Genomic DNA, 18,697 nt, shown 5'->3' with positions numbered 1-18,697 from the left:
TTCTTATTACATCGATGCGGACTGTTGGAGTGGCAAGGTCATGACAAAGGTGGCCCCAGCCCCAGGTTGGCTGTAGGGGACAATTTTGCCGCCATGGCGTTCCACGATTTTGCGGCAAATGGAGAGGCCGATTCCCGTGCCTTCGTACTCCGATCGACCATGCAGGCGTTGAAACACCTCAAAAATGCGATCGCGATACTTTTCTTCAAATCCGATCCCATTATCGGCTACAGCAATCTTCACCTTGTTGCTTTCCACCGTTGCGGTGATGGTCACCACCGGCGGCACCCCCTCGCGGCAAAACTTGAGGGCGTTGCCTAACAAATTTTGAAAGAGTTGGCGCATTTGCTGGGCATCGGCCTCAATGACAGGTAATTCGCCCACCTCAACCGTTCCGCCTACGGTTTCAATGCGAATTTCCAAATCCGACAGAACCCCATCAATGACTTCCCGTAAATTGACTGCGGTAAAGGGTTGGATTTTGGTCGTGATACGCGAAAAGGTCAACAGGTTGTCAATCAGGATCTGGGCTCGGTTAGCTGCACTTAACATGCGCTGGAGGTAGTCCTGGCTTTTTTCGTCGAGTAAATCCCCTGCACGACTCTTGAGCCGATCGCCAAAGGCTTGAATTTTACGCAGCGGTTCCTGCAAATCGTGGGAAGACACGTAGGCAAAACTTTCCAGTTCCTTATTACTACGTTCCAGCCGTTCGGTCAGGTCCCGTAACTCTGCTTCTGCTTTTTTGCGTTCCTCCAGCTCGATTTGTAAACGTTGATAGAGTTCTGCTTGCTCTAGGGGAATTTCGAGTTGTCTAGCCAATTGGCCCATGAAGGACACTTCCCAGTCTTGCCACTCGCGCGGTTCAGAGCACTGATGGGCTAGGATCAGTCCCCATAGCCGATCGCCCAAAATAATGGGAATGGAGAGCCATGCCTGTACTTCAAAGGTCGCCATAAACCCGCGCATACAATCCACAATATTCGCCTGTTCCCGATTGCAAATGCGAGTAATTCTACCGCTCAGATAACTGTCATGGCAGCTCTGGGGAAAGGCTTCCGGGGGGAAGACAACTTCAAAAATACTGCGCCAGGGTTCCCCGACGGATTCCGCAGTGGCTTTGCTGGTGCCATCGGTAAATACTTGAAAAACAACCACCCGATCGGTCTGGAGAAACTCCCTCACTTCTTCGACGATCGTCGTCAAAATCGTCTCCAGATCCAGGGAACTGCGAATGCGTTGCAGCACGGAGGCCAGTAAAGTTGCCTGAGTGAGTTGTTGTTGCAGCGCTAAATCGCAAGTGGTCAGTTGGCTGGGGGAGTTTGAATCAGTCATAATTCCTGGGCGATTTACTCAACGATGCAGGGTGCCAAAGATTCATGGCACGCTAGGCAAGCCGATCGGGCAATTCCACAATTTCAAACCAGTAGGTGCCCAACATTTTCATAATTTGCACCATGGATTCAAACACGACAGGCTTGGCAATGAAAGAACTGACCCCTAGGTCATAGGTGCGTAGAATATCTTCTTCGGCTTTGGAGGTAGTCAGCACCACAATGGGAATTTGCCTCAGATCGGGATCGGCTTTAATCTCCTTCAGTGCTTCGCGCCCGTCCTTGCGGGGCATGTTCAAGTCCAGCAGGATCAGACTGGGACGGGGGGCTGTTTTAGGATCGGTATAGGCCCCTCGATGCAGCAAGTAATCCATTAACTCTTCCCCATCCACGACAAAATGGAGATCATTGGCCAGACGATTTTCTTCTAATGCTTCTTGCATCAGAAACCGATCGTCCTCATCATCTTCGGCCACCAGAATCGTAATACTTTTTCCTTTGTTAGGCATCATCATCTCCTTCAATGACTGCGTTGCGAAAAGAGGTTGGCGTCACCTGCATGGGCAGGGTGAAAATAAAGGTTGCACCTTGGTCCGGCTGGCTTTCCGCCGTTAAGGTACCGCCGTGCCGTTCTGCAATTTTACGGCAGATTGCCAAGCCAATGCCCGTGCCTTCATAACTACCCCGTCCATGGAGGCGTTGGAAAATGTGGAAGATACGATCGGTGTATTTTTGGTCAAAGCCAATCCCGTTATCGATAATTCGTAACTCACACCAATCTTGATTATCTTGGGTGAGGATTTGCGATCGCACCTGAATTTTTGGGGCGATATCTTCACGTCGAAACTTAAGCGCATTACTCAGTAAGTTTTGCAGAATTTGGCGCATTTGTAGTGCATCGGCTTCGATGATCGGCAAGGGGTCGCAATCGATCGTGGCTGCCGTTTGCTCAATGCGAATTTCTAGATCGGACAGTACACCTTCTAAGATCTCCGTTAAGTTGACTGCTTCAAAGGGCTGGCCCTTCGTCGTGACCCGTGAAAAGTCTAACAAATCATTAATTAATACTTGGGCACGACTGGCCGCATTCAACATGCGCTCTAAATAATCTTGTCCTTTTTCGTTCAATGAATCCTGGCAGGTTGCCTTCAAGCGATCGCCAAAGGCCTGAATTTTACGCAGGGGTTCCTGTAGATCGTGGGAAGAGACATAGGCAAAATCCTGGAGTTCACGGTTGCTAATTTCTAGCTGTTCCGCTAATTGATGTAACTCTTGGGCTGCCCGTTGGCGTTCTTCCACTTCTTTTTGCAAATCCGATTCCATCTGTTTGCGCTGGGTAATTTCACTCTCGATCGCGATGAAATGCGCTAACCTGCCAGATTCATCAAAAATTGGATTGATTTGCAACAGAATCCAATAGGGGGTGCCATCTTTGTGATAGTTCAAAATTTCCCCCGCAAAGGGTACCTCCTGGGCGAGGGCCTGCCGAATCGCCTCCACGGTGGTCTGGGAGGTCTCCGGCCCTTGCAAAAAGCTCCCTGGTTTACGCCCAATCACTTCCTGGAGCTGATAGCCCGTGACCCGGTGGAAACCATCGTTGGTCCATTCGATATAACCGTTAGGATCGGTGACGATGGCAACGTTATCGGTTTTACTCGCAATCAACGAGAGGGTTTGTAACTCCGCTTCCGCAACTTTCTTAGCGGTGATATCGGTACGAATCGAGAGGTATTGATAGGGTCTCCCCTGGGCGTCCAGAAAAGGAACGATCGTCGTATCTACCCAATAAGCAGACCCATCTTTGGCTCGATTTTTGATTTCACCGCGCCAAGTTTTACCTTGGGCGATCGTGCGCCACATTTCAGTAAAAAACTGGCGGGAATGGAACCCTGAATTGACAATCTGGTGAGTTTTCCCAATCAATTCCTCGATCTGATATTGGGAAATTTCGCAAAACTTCTCGTTGGCAAAAGTAATGACTCCCTGGGCATCGGTGATCGCCACGATCGCGGTTTGCTCTAACGCAACGTTAATATCTTGTAGCTTACGTTCCGCTTGCTTTTGCGCAGTAATGTCCTTGGCAATTCCCAAAAAACCAGTGATCTCCTGGTGTGCATTGCGAATGGCGGTAATGGAAAGCACCACAGGAAAGCGAGTTCCATCCTTGCGGATATATGTCCACTCTTCCTCCGAGACATGTCCCCGCTTGGCCTTCGCGACAAAGACGTCAAAACCAGGTTCGATCGGGGTGTTGAGTTCCACGGAGAGCCGTTCAGCCCGATCGCGCACTTCCTGGGAGTCATGAATGATTGCTGGCGTAACTTGCCCAACCACCTCCACCGCTCGATACCCTAACAGCCGTTCCGCTGAGACATTAAAGGATTGAATCGTGCCTTGCAAATCCGTAGAAATGATCGCAAAGTTAGCACTATCTAAAATGGCCTGTTGAAAGGTGGAAAGTTCAGTTAACTGTTGTGAGATCTGTCCAAGATATTGATTTTGTTCATGTAACGCCTGCAAGGCTTGCTCTAACTGTAGCGTTTTCCTCAGTGATTCCTGTTCATAAATCAATTGCAGTTGCTCTAGGGTGGCAATGTGTTGTTGTAGTTGATCAATTTCGCTGAATTGGGTATTTTTCATCACTTCACTCACAGGGAGCCCTCCCAGGGATCAGGGTCAACGTACGTCATCCATCCATTGGGTTTTCCCCTGGCCTTCGGTTCAAAAGCATTCAGGTTCTCCATGGAAAGCCCACTCAACACCGTTGAAGAGAGGTTTAGTTAATGTCCCGCATCGCGCGGGTGGTTGGTCGTAATGCCGTTCGATCGATGCAGATTTTACGATTGAACTAGAGTGTGTGCAATGGTTGCAACATGGGTGCAATCAATCAAATACGTCAGAAAAGTACGTCAGGAAAGAGCAATCAGGACAAAATTGCAGGGACATAGACATCATCCTCGATCGATGAACCATCATTCATGAAGCATCAATCGTAAAATTACGGGGAGCCCTGTTAAACCACCCTAGAACCGCCGCAGAACTACAGCAGAACCACCGTGGAGCATCGCTCGACGCAACCCGAACACAACGGAGACGATTCCATGTCACGCCTTACATAGATTTCATTATTCTACCCAGACTGCAACCGCTAGCTGCTATGGATTGTAATAACTCACTACATTGTCTTTCGATGAGGCATCTCTGTCTTTCGATGACACATTTCTGCGGGCTTAGGGGGACAGCCCCACCGATGGGCTCGGGGGGAACGGGTTGTTGCATCGCTCAACTGATGAATTCACCAGCCCCGGACGCCAGACTCGCTACGCCACGTGATAGGTAAAGCGCAAGGTCGCCCAGGTTTGGTGATTGAGGGCAACGGCTTCTGTGGGGTTGAGATTTTGGGTGGTTGGGCTGGCTGCCTGGAGATCCTGAAGGATGGCTTGAACAATCTCCAAGGGGCGATCGAGGGCCTGCAGAAAATTATCTGGATCACTGGACACACAGGTTTGGGTGCGAGTAAACGGAGCGGTACTGCTAATCAAAAAAGCTTCGGCCATGCCTGTCGTATTGCGCACGATCCATTCTGGATTGGCGGGGCTACTCATCAACGGTTGCGTTAGGCCGGGGGCAATTTCTGCAAAGTTAGAATTGAGGGGAGGCAAAATCAAATAACTATTGCGCCGACTATCCCAACCCAACAATAACCAGTACAGCGTTTGCGATCCCAAATTTTGCAGATGATACTGCAGGTGACTTCCAGCAGGTACCGTGGGACTATCTAGGGGCTCGATCGTGGTTGCTTGGATGGCCTGCGTCGTTTGTTGGATCAGCGGCTTGGTTTTGGGCGAAACCAGATCTAACGTTGCCCGGAGCGCGAGTTGAGAGGCCGTTATATTTTCTGTACTGCGAAGAATTTTTTTGGCCAAGAGGGTTTGTAGGGTAGGTGAGAGGCGCTTAATGGCCAGCTTGACGGCCTCACCCCGATCTCCCTGGGTATGGGGAATGGGAGCCTGGGTCGGGGTGAAGAGGCCATAGCCCACTGGCAGCACCAGTTCCGACAGCGGTGCATTCGGTAACAGGGCAACTTGGGTGGCCGGCTCATCCACCTTGGCTAGCAGGCAGTCAGCGGCTCCCTCTCCGGCATTAATGGCCGTGAGGTAGGGAAAATTAGATAACGCACTGACCGCATCCACCCGTTCCACTTTGGTCAAATGCTGGTCGAGGGCGATCGTTAATTCCAGTTGCCGGGGCAGAACACGAATAGACTCCTGGAGCCATTGGCCCGCTGCAAGGGGCATCGGTTGAGAGGGCATGGCCGCTTCCACAAAGCGCACTTTGGCGCGCAGTCCCGTCCGTTCGAGAACTTGCACTTGACCCACTAATCCCGCCGCTGATTGTACAGAAAACAGCGATCGGGGCATTAACGGGTCGAGCACCATCGATGGCAGTCCCCCCAGCCAAGTTTCGCCAAGCCCCGTTTCTCGATTCACGGCAGTAATGACGCCAATGGCCCCAGGGTTGGTCAGGGAAAATGGGTGACCTGCTGCTTTCTCTTTGAGCTTGCTCCCTGTCCAGTCCGGCAATTGGGGCTGCATGGCTGCGAGGGTCATGGCCCAGAGGGTTGGAAATGGGGTGCTCGGGGCCGATTGCCAGAGGGCTTGGGTCAGTCCGTAGGTGAACCGGCCTGCACTCCAAGTTGCAAAATCCAGTTCCGTTGCGCCCTGCAAGGCAGACTGCCCCGATAGTACGGTAGACGGTGGGATTGCCCTTGTGGCGGTTAAGAGAAGACCGGGAAACGTGGGCAGGGCGGGAGACGGGATTGCTTCAGTCTCGGGCCAGTTGGCGGTGACCAAGGGGGGGCGCGATCGCAGGCGCACATTGCCCTGCACCCCTTCGCCACTGGACTGGAAACTGGTATCCAGAATGGTGGTGATTTTATCTGTGGGTAGGGCTGATAACCACTGTGCAAATTGTTCTAGGGGCAGTTCCCCTCGGTTGGCGGTCAGCAAAGTCGGCTGTCCGGTTTTGCCAAGACATCCTAGGCCACTGAAATGAATCCAGGCGATCGTATTCCCGTTGGCCTGATGACCCAAATGATCCTGGATGGCAGCGGCGATCGCGTCGGAGGTCGCGGCATTATCCACCAAGGTCACAATATTTTCCGGCGGAAACCCCAACCGATAGATCAACAGTTGCCGTTGTAGATCCAAATCCGTCAAGCAGCCCTTCAAGCCACTGTCTGGGTATTGATTAATGCCAATGAGCAGTGCCCGTTTGAGGGGAGTGGGGCCGATCACATCCGCCCAAGCCGGGGTGGGAGACCACAGGATTGGGGCTAGCACAGTTTGCCCCAGGCCCACCCCCGTGAGTACCTGACTCGATCGCCACAGAAAATCCCGCCGCTTCATGGGAAACAAGATGCTTGACTGAATCTGATCCCCATTGTAGAGGGCAAAGGGACGCGATGACTGTCTTTGTGCGTTGCATCCCTAGTCCTCTAACCGGAATATAACCGCCCAAAAGCGATCACTTTTTCGACGAAATCACAAAATTACGCCAGAATTTCACCTCACCAAAACCCAACAAAACCTTAACACTGGCACAGAACGGAGCAGGTCACGTTAAGCTGGAGGTCAAGTCCACCCAGCATTCCAATTGAGGTGCTATGCGGGTTTTATTAATCTATCCCCAGTTTCCAAAAAGTTTTTGGTCCTTTGAGAAAGCCTTGGAACTGGTCGATCGTAAAGCGATGTTACCGCCTTTGGGATTGGCAACCGTTGCTGCAATTTTGCCCCAAGACTGGGAATTTAAGCTGGTCGATCACAATGTCACCGAGGTTCCATCAGCGGATTGGCATTGGGCCGATGTGGTGATCCTTTCTGCCATGATTGTCCAAAAGGCCGATTTTCTAGCCCAAATTCAAATTGCCAAACAGTACCAGAAACTGGTTGCCGTGGGTGGCCCCTATGCCACTGCGCTCCCCCAAGAAGCGATCGCGTCGGGAGCAGATTTTTTAATCCTAGATGAGGGGGAAATTACGCTGCCGCAATTTGTTGCAGCGCTTCAACGGGGGGAGCGATCGGGGATCTTCCGCGCCGATGGAGAGAAACCTGATGTGACGACCACGCCCATTCCGCGCTTTGACTTGCTGGACTTCGATGCCTACGATAGTATGTCCGTGCAATTTTCGCGGGGCTGCCCCTTTCAATGCGAATTCTGTGACATTATTGTGCTCTATGGCCGTAAGCCACGCACCAAGACCCCCAGCCAACTGCTGGCAGAATTGGAACGATTGTATGAATTAGGCTGGCGACGTAGTATTTTCATGGTGGATGATAATTTCATTGGCAATAAACGCAATGTGAAGTTATTACTCCGGGAATTACAATCTTGGATGGCATCCTATAACTATCCCTTTCGATTTAATACAGAAGCCTCCATTGATCTTGCAAACGATCAAGAATTGATGGACTTAATGGTCGCGTGTAATTTTAATGCCGTCTTTTTAGGGATTGAAACACCCGATGAAGCGAGCTTAGCTTTAACACAAAAGTTCCAAAATACCCGATCGTCCCTGGTGGAGTCTGTGGAGAAAATTGTGCAGTCCGGGCTGCGGGTCATGGCCGGGTTTATCATTGGCTTTGATGGGGAGCAATCTGGGGCGGGCGATCGCATTGTCCGGTTTGTGGAGCAAACAACGATTCCCACCGCGATGTTCAGTATGTTGCAGGCGTTACCGGATACGGCCTTGTGGCATCGGCTCAACCGGGAAAATCGCTTGGTTGACCCAGAACGCAATGCGTCGGGAATGAATCAAACAACCTTGATGAATTTTGTGCCCACGCGCCCGATCGAAGACATTGCGCAGGAATATGTGGATGCTTTTTGGCGATTGTATGATCCCATGGCCTATCTCGATCGCACCTACCGCCACTTTCTAAAGTTGGGGGCTCCGGTGTGTCCCAGTCGAGTCCGCCAAGTGAATTGGGTTAACATTCGCGCCTTACTCACGTTATGTTGGCGGCAAGGCATCGTTCGGAAAACTCGCTGGCGTTTTTGGTTCTATTTATTCAGCATTATCCGTCACAATCCTAAGGTGTGGGAACCGTATTTGGGTATTTGTGCATTGGGGGAACATTTTCTGGAATATCGGCAAATTGTGCGGACTCAGATTGAAGCCCAGTTGGCAGAACAGGTGGCAATGGCCCCCGATGGTGATTTGGTGACCCAAGTATCGACCGTCGTCCTACCCGATCGCGTTGGGGTGTAGTCATCTTTAGGCTGTTGTAGGCTGTTGTAGGCTGCAGTCATCAACTCACTGGCTGGCAATGCATCACCGCAGGTCGGTCCTTGGAGAATGGCCTCAAAATCATTCTCCAAGATTTTTTTGAGGCTTGTTAATGCGGTGGTTTGCGACGCCCTTCCGCTGGGGAGCCGATGCCCCCGAGAATTCCTAGAGATTCATTCACCAACTTGGAGATTTCCTGTGTTATAGTCAGGGCGTAAAGATGATTTTTTCGGCTCTGGAACTCAAATTTGCTTCACCCCAACAGTGTTCAACCGTGGTTCTCCGAATTTAACCTCTCTACATGTATTTATTTTCGGAGATTCAGATATGTCGATTTACGTTGGTAACCTCTCCTACCAAGTGACTCAAGAAGACTTGGAGCGCACATTTGCGGAATATGGCGTGGTTAAACGTGTTCAGTTGCCCACCGATCGGGAAACCGGACGCTTTCGGGGATTTGCCTTTGTAGAAATGGCAACTTCTGCGGAAGAAGATGTCGCGATCGAAGCATTGGATGGGGCTGAGTGGATGGGACGGGATTTAAAAGTCAACAAGGCAAAACCCCGCGAAGAACGGAGCCCCTCTTCTGGCGGTTGGGGCAACGGGGGTGGCCGCCGCGATCGTCGTTACTAGATCAACCCGCTGACTATACCTAGCTGGGATAGAGTCATCAAGTTATCCACGACAGCCATAGGTATACAGCCTAGATATACAGCCTAGGTATAACGGGAACTCGAAGATCAGTCCTGGCTTATCCAAAACGCAGCATTCATCATCCCTGCGTCAAGCTTAAAAATATCAGAGTCTCTTGCAGATCTGAGCAACTGCGCCACTCTGCAAGAGGTTTTGTTATTTTTCGTTTCAGACGATGATTACTCAACAGGAGGAGACTGGCAGCATGGCTCAAATTATCTTGGGTGAAAATGAGGGAATTGAATCGGCATTGCGACGGTTCAAGCGCCAGGTTTCTAGGGCAGGAATCTTTCAAGATATGAGAAAGAAGCGCCATTTTGAAACTCCGCTGGAAAAGGAAAAGCGGAAGGCGTTAGCGAAGCATAAACAGAATAGACAACGGTTCCGTAGCCGCTAAGTTACACCAGCCGCTAAGTTACACCTGCCACTAAGTTACACCTGCCAATGGGCAACGGCTCCCTTCAGCAGGCTCAGACAAACCGAACAATAGACGCTACTGACCCCTGCGATCGGGCTGCCCTGCGAATCCTGTGCAAGGGGCGGCCTGCATTTTTTATGGGTACGCAGTTCCCCTAGGGGGAGTAAAACTCTACGCAATACTCCCTGAACAGCAACGCGCGAAAAGCCCATCTCGCATTTCTGAACGTTCCACAGGCTGACACATCCTGCACGCTTGCACGTCCCGCACGTTTGAACATTTCTACCTAACATCACTAGAACTCGGCGGTACCGAGATCGGGTCACTGGGTGCGTTGGGCTCCGGGGAGGCGTTGGGCACGGGGGGAGCCGACGCGGGAATCACTGGAAACGGAGCATTGGCCGCGGGTGGTACAAAGGGGGCATCCGTTGGACTGGATGAAAAGCCCAACAAAGCATTGGCTGTCCGATAATAAGTCGCCCAAGTCCGAGTATCCGGACGTTTACGCCAGTTGTCGCGGGTGACTTCCAAGGTCAACACCGGAGCCTCTGCCCCTTGGTTACGCCCCAGGATATGAATCACCACGGAACTGGCAAGAATATCTCGATCGAACGTTCGTTGAGCCGCTGCCCGAGCCACGAGCTCGGCCCGTCGCATAAACGCGGTGTAGGCTTCATTGGTCATCCGATCGAGGCTGACATCCAACCGTGCGGTAAAGGCTTGGGCTGCTGGAGCGGTCACTAGAGTTGGCACAATTCCCAGGGTTGTCACCGTTCCCATCACCAGGCTCAAACCCAGAACACCCTGGGTCAGAGACCGCAAGGCAGGCCGATCAACCGATCGATCACGCCGATTAACAGATTGTTTAAACAAGCGATTGCGTAGGGGATTTAGCATAGGGACTCAACTTGACCTCAACTGGACGCAGTATGACTCAACCAACCACTCCCTCTCCACCCAAGCTAGGGTCTGGGTTTAGACCAAATCGTTAGAGACTGAGGGTCGGAATTCGGGAGAAAAATCGCGATCGGAATCGCTAACAGCCCCATAATAGTGCGAGAGCCACCAAACCGTTCGGGAGATTTGTCATGAGCAAAGTTTGGGTGATGGCAGTGGGCATTAACCACTATCAGCTGTTACAACCCTTACAATGTGCCCAGCAGGACGCCCAAGCGATCGCCGATTGGTTTATCCAAACCGCTGGGGTGCCCCAGGATCAAGTTTTGTTAATGACTGAGGCATCGCCCCTGCATCTGGGCTATTCCACCTATCCCGATCGGCCTACGTTGGAACAGTGGCTGGATGTTCTACGCAAGCAACGCATCGGAGCGGGGGATTCGCTCTGGTTCTTTTTTAGTGGTTATGGGGATCTGTGGCATCAGGAGGACTATCTACTGCCGATCGAGGCTAATCCTGCCTACCCACCGGACACCTGGTTCAGCCTCAAGACGCTGTTTGCCACGCTCAAAACCTTACCGACCGATCGCACGGTGGTGCTCCTCGATATCAACCGTAGCCAATCCGTTCGCAGAGCAAGCCCGGAACTCTCCAGTAGCATTCCTCACCTGGGAAAGCACACGGCCCAGCTTGCACGGGAATTTGGCATTGCGACGGTGCTTTCTTGCCAGCCCCAGCAATTTTCCTACGAGTCTCCCATGATGGGGCAGGGCGTCTTTACCCTTGCTGTGTTAGAAAGCTTGCGATCGGCGGCGGGGCAGCCGTTATCTGAATGGGCGAAGCTACTACGGGTGCGGCTACCGGAACTGGGGCAGCATGTCACGCGACCGCTCCAAGAACCGAGCATCATTGCTACGCCAGAACAGTTAGAGCGCTGGCAAGTTCCGCCGATCGTGCCCTCGCTGATGCGATTACCCATGTTGCAACCGGGTTTGTCCGCTGGGGAAGAATTGATGACTCCGCATTCCCCTGAGCGATCTCCTGAACGATCTCCTGAACCCTCTTCTGGACAATCTGTAGAGACGTACATGACTGGGAAGGCTGCTGAACTGACTGATCGAGAATGGGTAGAACACCCTGCCCAGCAGCTCTCTCAACCGTTGAGAAGATCGCCGTGGGGCTGGCTGCTAGGATTAATCGGGTTAATCCTGTTGGGTTGGGGGTTAGTCCAATGGGGACGGCCTGCTCTAGAGCCTAGGGTGGAGGAACGATCGTCCGAGAATTCTGCCAAATCAGTCCCCTCTCCCTCCTTGGCCCGTGCTCCCATGGCCGCCGATCCTCCAGCTTCGACCCCGCCGACCCCGCCGACCTCCCTCACCCCTCCATTCTGGCCGATCGCCAGTTCCGGAGGACGCATTCTGGCCGAGGCCCAAGGTTCTATCACGCCTATTAATCCAGCGGCGGTGAGTCGGGCGATCGCGCGAGCCCAGCAAATTTCTCCCCAGGATCCGGCCTATCCCTTGGCTCAACAACAAATCGATCGCTGGTGTCGCGACTTGCTGGAATTGGCGGAACAGCAAGCCATTCAGGGCAATTTTCGAGCGGCCATTGCCACAGCGCAACGAATTCCCAAGGCGCAACCCACCTGGGGGCAGGCTGCACAGCAGGCGATCGGACAATGGCAGCAACGAGTACGATAGGAGGAGCTTTGCACAGGGGATGGACATGCTGGAACCCACAATGCCCTTCGTAACTGACCTATGGGGATTTCATGCCTTCCCATGGGGACTACCTCCCCTGCTAGCTGCCCCTTTGGAAAAAAGTAATCCTGCTTGGCAATTTCGCCAGTGGACGCAGCGCTTTTCAGAATGGCTGGAGGTGCAAACCGCGGGTTGGCGATCGCCGACCATTCCAGAGGGACCCAAGCTGCCGGTCGTGCCCTCGCAGGTTTGGGAAGTGTTGTTTTGGCTAGTGGTGATCAGTTTTATTCTTTGGATATTGTGGTGGGTTGTGCGGTGGTTAGATCCCTATTGGGCGAAACGACAGCGAGATCGCTCCCCTGCAAGCTTCCAAAGCGATCGGACAGACAGTCCCAAATCCGCCGCAGACTGGTACAAACTTGCGCAAACTTACCAAACGCAGCACAACTATGCGGAAGGCTGTCGAGCCTTATATATGGCCATGCTCCAGCAATTGAGCGATCGGCAAATGATTCCCTTAGAAACCAGTCGCACCGATGGTGAGTATTTACGGTTGCTGACTACGTTGCGTACACCCCGCACAATGGAAGCTTGCCAAACGTTGATTCAGGTACATGAACAGATCTGCTATGAACAAGCGATCGCCTCAGAACCGATTTTTCTCAAGTGTCAACAAGCCTATCAAACGGTGGTAGATCAGTTGAGCTTGTTAAAAACGGAGCGTTAAAGATTGTGGCTCAAAGATTATTACTGTTCTGATTGATTGTATATCTCTCCTTGCTTACAGTTGATTTAGGTTGTTCATTATGAATTTGGTTGGTAAAGATATTTCCCAAGGGCTTTCCAAGCGACAGTGGATGTGGATTGCAGGGCTGTTTTTGGTGCTTCTCTTAGGGATTCTGTTTTTAGCTCCGACCAATCGACTAATGGATGGTTCTTCCTATGGGCGTTCTCCCGATGGCTATGCAGGTTGGTATGCCTATATGCAGCAGCAGGGTGTCACGATCGAGCGCTGGCAACAGCCCTATCGTAATTTAACGGCGTCTGAATTGCGATCAAATTCGCCTACCCCAGCAACGTTTCTGCAAGTCTATGGTGAGCGATCGGACAAGTCCATTCCCAGTGATTTAATTGCTTGGGTCAGTCAGGGGAATCGGTTAGTCATCTTGGCACAGCAGGGAAAGGCGACGGAGGCTCCGTTTTGGTCGTCCCATGCCACACCCGCAGGCACGGTTAAAATTGCCACCACTCGACGATTGCGGCCCCGTTCAGGCGATTCCCCGCCCAGAGAGGATCTAAAAGAGGCCCTGGGCAACCCGGTGGTACTGGGCGATCGCTATGGTGGCATTGTGATCCGTGAAAGGCGTGGAAAGGGTGAAATTATCCGCGTTACAACGCCCTATTTAGCAGCCAATGCCTACCAGGATCAACCTGCTAACTATGCATACCTTGCGCAGTTGGTGGGAAAAAAGCCCGATCGGATTTGGATGGATGAATATCTCCATGGCTATAAAGATGCAGTCACTCGAGAAAAGGAAACGCGCGGTGATCTGATTGGCTATCTGACTTCTACGCCGTTTCTTCTGGTGGTGATCCAAGGATTTGTAGTGGTTGGGATCCTGGTTTATGCTAAAAATCGCCGCTTTGGGGCTGTGCGTCCTATCCCTAATCCTCCTGTCAATAATAGTCAAGTCTACATTCAGGCAATGGCTGGGGTATTACAAAAAGCAGGGAGTTATGAATTTGTTGAACAGGTGATTGGCAATGCTGAGAAAGCCCATTTGCAACGACAATTAGGATTATCAGGAGAGATGGCTAATGAACAAGAGCTAATGACGATGTGGCAAAATCAAACGGGGCGATCGCCAACGGATCTCCAACCCTTACTCCATCCCCGTGCTTCCCTCAAGCGGGAATCCGATGTGTTGTTCTGGTTGCAAAAATGGTCGCAGGTTCGGAAAATGCTCGATCGATCGCGATCGTAAATCCACGATTGTAAATCATAGGCAAAAATCCTGTTCAACAAGCTGTCAAGAAATAAAGTTCTGGTCAATTACTCTCGCATAAATCACGGTAAATCACGGTAAATCACGTACACGGTAAATCACAATGTCTGAAATGCAATCTGGAATGAATCCTGTCTTTTCTCGCCTAGAACAAATGCTCAGCCAAGTGGTTGTGGGGCAGGATGCGATCGCGCACCAATTGCTGATCGCGCTGCTCGCGGGGGGCCATGTGATTTTGGAAGGGGTGCCGGGAACGGGAAAAACGCTGTTGGCGCGGGTTCTCTCGCAGCTGATTCAAGCGGACTTCCGTCGAATTCAGTTAACGCCGGATGTTTTGCCTTCGGATATCCTAGGGACAAATATTTTTGATTTGAATACGCGCAGTTTTACGTTAAAGCAAGGCCCAATTTTTACCCAGATTCTTCTAGCCGATGAAATCAATCGTACCCCGCCTAAAACGCAATCGGCATTGTTGGAAGCGATGGAAGAACAACAGGTGACGCTGGATGGGCAAACTCTAGCACTTTCTGAATTATTCTGGGTGATTGCGACGCAAAACTCCTTGGAATTTGAGGGTACCTATCCCTTGCCGGAAGCGCAGCTCGATCGCTTTCTTTTCAAACTGATGGTGGATTACCCTGATCCGAGTTCGGAAAAGAAAATGCTATTGAATACACAAGCTGGATTCCAAGCAAAACGTTTAGATTTAGCAAAATTAAAACCGATGACTACAGTCTCGCAAATTCTGGAGGCCCGGAAATTGATTCACAACGTAAAGATTCAGGAAAATGTTTTAGACTACTTGCTATCGATCGTTCAACGATCGCGTAAACATCCAGATATTGCCCTGGGGGCATCTCCGCGATCGGCGGTGGCATGGTTGCAGGCGAGTAAGGTACAGGCTTGGTTAGCTAACCGGGAGTTCGTGACGCCGGATGATGTGAAGGCGATCGCAGTTCCGCTGCTACGCCATCGCCTGATTCTTCGTCCAGAGGCTCAGTTGGATGGTTTAAGCATTGATGCCGTGATTCAAGGTTTACTGAATCAAGTGACGGTGCCTCGTTAAGCTCAGAATCACATTAAAAGCTTACTCAGCCCACGATCGTGGTTAGTCAGACGGCTGGTGTTGGTGGTTCACTTAGCCGATCGATTTCCTCCTGGAGGCAGTTTGATATTGTCAATTCGGATAACAATCTGAAAAGCCCAAAGCAGTAGGAGAACTTCATAGATAATTTCGAGTCTGATTCGCCATTGAGGAACCTTTTCAGCGTGGCGACGTTGAACGAGTGCGATCAATTCCGCTATGACTTCTTCTGGAAAAATCAGATAGCCTGACCAAAAGAAGGGGAAAGGATTGCGCAAACGGAGATTGATCAAGAGGAGGCTGAGGCTCGTCAAACCCACAAGACCCAACAATCCGGCTTCGATGTAAAAGAACCATTGGGTGCGTTGTTGAGCGATTGGATCTGAAGTGGCAGATTGATTGATTTGGCGAATCAATTTGACAATTTGAATACGACCTACATAGCTCTCGTACTGCTTGTTAATAGACATCACAATGGGTAACAAAGCCTGACGATCGGTGTCTGTAAGAAGATTACGATCGGCTAAACGCTTGAGTATTCCCACTGCGTTGAATTTGATACTGGCATTGTCATCAGCAGTAGGAGGAGTGCTTCTTCTAGCAAGACCTCCTGGTAGTTCACGTAAACTACTTTGGTACCAATCTTCTACAGGAATATCTTTGGCAACATTCAGGGATCTCAACTGTGAAATTATCAGTGGAGCAATTCGAGAATCTTGTAGTTCATCCTTTGAAATAAGAGTTGCGATAATTTCCAGGTCGTCGGATGAAACTTTAATTTGTGATTTCTGTGATTTTTCAAGTAGCTTTAAAGCATAGGATTTTTGATAGCTAATCTTTTTCAATAATCCTTTATGAGCATGTAGCTTGACGTATTTATTTTCGTCATTGAGGGCATCTGTCAAGGCCTGCTCGATTTCAAGATCACTACCACCACTGGTATTCAGATCGTTACTCAGATAAAATGCTGCCATTGAGCGAACAAATTCATCAGGGTCTTTGAGGGCTTTGATTAAATGACTAGTATAGATTTTAGGAAGATTACCTTGTCCTATCCAAGCAAAAAGTGATGCTCGTCTAACTTCAACATCTGGATTTTGAAGAGCGTAGGTTCGTAATAAATTTAATATATACACACTATGGTCACTTGAATCGAGGAAGCTCTTAAAAACCAAGTCTAGTTGACTAATTTTATATCCTGGATGGAACATTGTATATACAGATGGCAAGGATATCTCCAGTTTGAGATGAGCGGCATAATCCTTAGCTTTTGCAAAACATTGATTCTAAATAGTCTGAAATACCAAGGTCAGCTAACGCAGATGCCAACCGACAGTAACCAATATATGCACGAGAATTGTCTATGTTGGTGCGCGGCGAATCGGGTTGGTCTAATGCTTTTTTAAGAACGACGATCGCATCCTGTTTTTCTTGGTCATTCCAAGTATCTGCAAGGGTTGCACTATAGCCTAATTCTCGTAGCACCTTCAAAAATAGTTTATAAGATTTTCCATCAACAAATAAGTCTGGATCTAAAGTATTCTCTAAAGGTGCATCCTTGAAGGAATAACGTGGGAGCTTTTTGAATGCCTGAAGTACTGCTGGAATTGCACTGGGATCACCAATAAACCCTAATGCAGAGGCTGCACTATTTCTGATATTAGAATTCCGATCGCTGAGTAATGGAGTTAGTTGATTCACCAAAACATTGACTGGAAAATCACCTTTACACGATTTCATCCCGTCATTAAATTCTGGAAGTTTTCCAGAATTGACTCGTTTTAATAGTAATTCACTTGCGATTTGGCCTGTTTGGTCAGCGGCAAGAGCTACACAGTAAAGGTTGGCAAAATCATTATCTTGAAAGTTTTGAGATCTAAGAAATTTTAGAATTGATGGCCTAAATTGAGGAATAGCAGAGAGTCCCAACATCCTATTTAGGATAGATTGTCTAGTGCTTTTCTCAAATGGAGTTAACGTTTGAGTTGATTTCGGGAGTAAGGACAGCAATGTCTCAAATGCTTTTAAATTACCCTTGCTACCATATTGTGCAGCTATATCGAGAAGATTATTTTGCTGATGTTGAAACAGCAACTGTACAAAATTGCTGATGAATAACTCTTCTACCAACTGCTCTTTTTGTTGCTTCGTCAAGGCTTTTGATTCTAATTGTTGATATTTCTGTGCTCGATTTTCATCGACTACGCCTGGAAATTGTAGCGATCGAATTATTTTCTGATTAATCGTGTCATGCTCTGACGGCTCCAGAAACCTTGGGAAGGGACTTTTCAGAAGCGCTACATTTTGTTTGTCATTCCAATTAAAAGTTGGCTGTTTGAGAATTAGACGTTCTCTCCGATGAAACTCTCTTTGTAAATTAAGTATTCGTGATGAGGGAAGGCTGGCTAATGATTGCTTCAAATAGGAGAATGTATTTTCATCCTCAAAGTTACTTAATGCTAAAGCGGCTGCTAGATAAATACTTTTATCGAGGATATTACCACCACAATTCCTCACATGGTTCATTTCATCTTCCATCAGTTTTTTGAGTTCAGGAATTGCACGGCGATCGCCAAGGGAACCCAGTAGGTTAATGCTGCTACAAGTTTGATTTTTTTTGAAATCATCCGTTTCCCAAAAAATTGGCTGATTGGGAATTCCTTGCCTAATTTCCTGAATCAACTCCTGGTAAACTTTGTCTGGCAAATTGCGACTTTCTTGGACTAAGACATCATCATAACGGGCCTGTACTGAACTGATTCGCCAAGCCGCAATGCCTAACGTTCCGATCACGGCTATTCCTAACCACAGTTTTCTGCGCCAAAATTTTGCTAATTGTTTCCGACTTTCATCGTCTATTTGCATCGTAATGACCCACTCAATTTTGCTAATTTCAAAACTCTGTACTGTTAAGCGGCAATCCTCAGAGCACTAAACCAGCTCCGGCGGTGGCCCTTTGTGCCAGCGCCATCCGATAGCTCTGGACTGCGTTGAGCGCTGTCGCCCCCAAGCCTGTCACTTTGTAATACTTGCGGCGCGCGCCCCCTGATTCGTCCACTTCGTCGCCCCAGCGCCAACTCACAAAGCCTTTTTTCTCTAAGCGGTTGAGGGCAGGGTACAAGCTGCCAAACCGTAATGGCATTGGACGTCCTGGATTCAGCTCATCCAAGATTTCCAACCCATACAACTCTCGTCCCAATAAGACCGTCAGCACGTCCTCATCGATCGCGGATAACCTCGCAATATCAGGTTCTTGATCTTCTTTCTTCGACTTCGGCAT

General features: G+C 49.8%; 15 protein-coding genes. 7 read left to right on the top strand and 8 right to left on the bottom strand.

Annotation, left to right across the window (positions count from 1 at the left end; genetic code table 11):
• Window positions 1-6: 6 nt before the first annotated feature.
• The 4 genes from H6G21_RS14665 to H6G21_RS14650 form a co-directional block, all read right to left on the bottom strand.
• A complete protein-coding gene (locus tag H6G21_RS14665; RefSeq protein WP_190574179.1) occupies window positions 7-1,332 on the bottom strand; it encodes an ATP-binding protein in 1,326 nt (441 codons plus the stop codon).
• 52 nt (window positions 1,333-1,384) lie between these two features.
• Window positions 1,385-1,840 (bottom strand): response regulator, encoded by a 456-nt coding sequence (locus tag H6G21_RS14660; protein WP_190574259.1) that lies wholly within the window; start codon window positions 1,838-1,840, stop codon window positions 1,385-1,387.
• Window positions 1,833-3,971, bottom strand: a complete 2,139-nt coding sequence (locus H6G21_RS14655; protein ID WP_199307227.1) for a PAS domain S-box protein — start codon at window positions 3,969-3,971, stop codon at window positions 1,833-1,835. The genes H6G21_RS14660 and H6G21_RS14655 overlap by 8 nt, the downstream gene beginning before the upstream one ends.
• A gap of 680 nt (window positions 3,972-4,651) precedes the next feature.
• Entirely contained in the window at window positions 4,652-6,739 is a 2,088-nt protein-coding gene (locus tag H6G21_RS14650) for a caspase family protein (RefSeq protein WP_190574178.1), read from the bottom strand.
• A gap of 257 nt (window positions 6,740-6,996) precedes the next feature.
• Here H6G21_RS14650 and H6G21_RS14645 point away from each other — a divergent pair, with 257 nt between their 5' ends.
• From H6G21_RS14645 to rpsU, 3 genes are all read left to right on the top strand, one after another.
• The gene (locus H6G21_RS14645) at window positions 6,997-8,601 is read left to right on the top strand and encodes a B12-binding domain-containing radical SAM protein (protein WP_190574177.1); all 1,605 of its coding nucleotides are present in this window, start codon (window positions 6,997-6,999) and stop codon (window positions 8,599-8,601) included.
• 345 nt (window positions 8,602-8,946) lie between these two features.
• Window positions 8,947-9,252: an RNA-binding protein gene (locus tag H6G21_RS14640; protein WP_190574176.1), complete on the top strand. Its 306-nt coding sequence runs from the start codon at window positions 8,947-8,949 to the stop codon at window positions 9,250-9,252.
• Window positions 9,253-9,517: 265 nt separating this feature from the next.
• Window positions 9,518-9,709, top strand: coding sequence for a 30S ribosomal protein S21 (gene rpsU / locus H6G21_RS14635; protein WP_190574175.1), 192 nt, complete (start codon window positions 9,518-9,520; stop codon window positions 9,707-9,709).
• Between the two features lie 303 nt (window positions 9,710-10,012).
• On the opposite strand, the gene H6G21_RS14630 is transcribed toward rpsU, so the two are convergent.
• The gene (locus tag H6G21_RS14630) at window positions 10,013-10,627 is read right to left on the bottom strand and encodes a hypothetical protein (RefSeq protein ID WP_190574174.1); all 615 of its coding nucleotides are present in this window, start codon (window positions 10,625-10,627) and stop codon (window positions 10,013-10,015) included.
• 191 nt (window positions 10,628-10,818) lie between these two features.
• On the opposite strand from H6G21_RS14630, the gene H6G21_RS14625 reads away from it, so the two are divergent.
• The 4 genes from H6G21_RS14625 (at window position 10,819) to H6G21_RS14610 (ending at window position 15,399) form a co-directional block, all read left to right on the top strand.
• On the top strand, window positions 10,819-12,327 hold the full coding sequence (locus H6G21_RS14625) for a caspase family protein (RefSeq protein ID WP_190574173.1): 1,509 nt from the start codon (window positions 10,819-10,821) through the stop codon (window positions 12,325-12,327).
• Window positions 12,328-12,352: 25 nt separating this feature from the next.
• A complete protein-coding gene (locus tag H6G21_RS14620) occupies window positions 12,353-13,054 on the top strand; it encodes a DUF4129 domain-containing protein (RefSeq protein WP_190574172.1) in 702 nt (233 codons plus the stop codon).
• Between the two features lie 79 nt (window positions 13,055-13,133).
• Window positions 13,134-14,312: a DUF4350 domain-containing protein gene (locus tag H6G21_RS14615; RefSeq protein WP_190574171.1), complete on the top strand. Its 1,179-nt coding sequence runs from the start codon at window positions 13,134-13,136 to the stop codon at window positions 14,310-14,312.
• 124 nt (window positions 14,313-14,436) lie between these two features.
• Window positions 14,437-15,399, top strand: a complete 963-nt coding sequence (locus H6G21_RS14610; RefSeq protein WP_190574170.1) for a MoxR family ATPase — start codon at window positions 14,437-14,439, stop codon at window positions 15,397-15,399.
• Between the two features lie 68 nt (window positions 15,400-15,467).
• On the opposite strand, the gene H6G21_RS14605 is transcribed toward H6G21_RS14610, so the two are convergent.
• From H6G21_RS14605 to H6G21_RS14595, 3 genes are read right to left on the bottom strand one after another with little or no spacing between them, the layout of a single operon-like run.
• Window positions 15,468-16,646, bottom strand: coding sequence for a hypothetical protein (locus H6G21_RS14605; protein WP_190574169.1), 1,179 nt, complete (start codon window positions 16,644-16,646; stop codon window positions 15,468-15,470).
• Window positions 16,647-16,680: 34 nt separating this feature from the next.
• A complete protein-coding gene (locus H6G21_RS14600) occupies window positions 16,681-18,282 on the bottom strand; it encodes a HEAT repeat domain-containing protein (protein ID WP_190574168.1) in 1,602 nt (533 codons plus the stop codon).
• 58 nt (window positions 18,283-18,340) lie between these two features.
• On the bottom strand, window positions 18,341-18,697 hold the full coding sequence (locus tag H6G21_RS14595; protein WP_190574167.1) for a PadR family transcriptional regulator: 357 nt from the start codon (window positions 18,695-18,697) through the stop codon (window positions 18,341-18,343).

Origin of the sequence: Alkalinema sp. FACHB-956 (assembly GCF_014697025.1) — a bacterium.
Taxonomy (GTDB): domain Bacteria; phylum Cyanobacteriota; class Cyanobacteriia; order Leptolyngbyales; family Leptolyngbyaceae; genus Alkalinema.
This window is presented reverse-complemented; position numbering and strand designations above follow the sequence as displayed.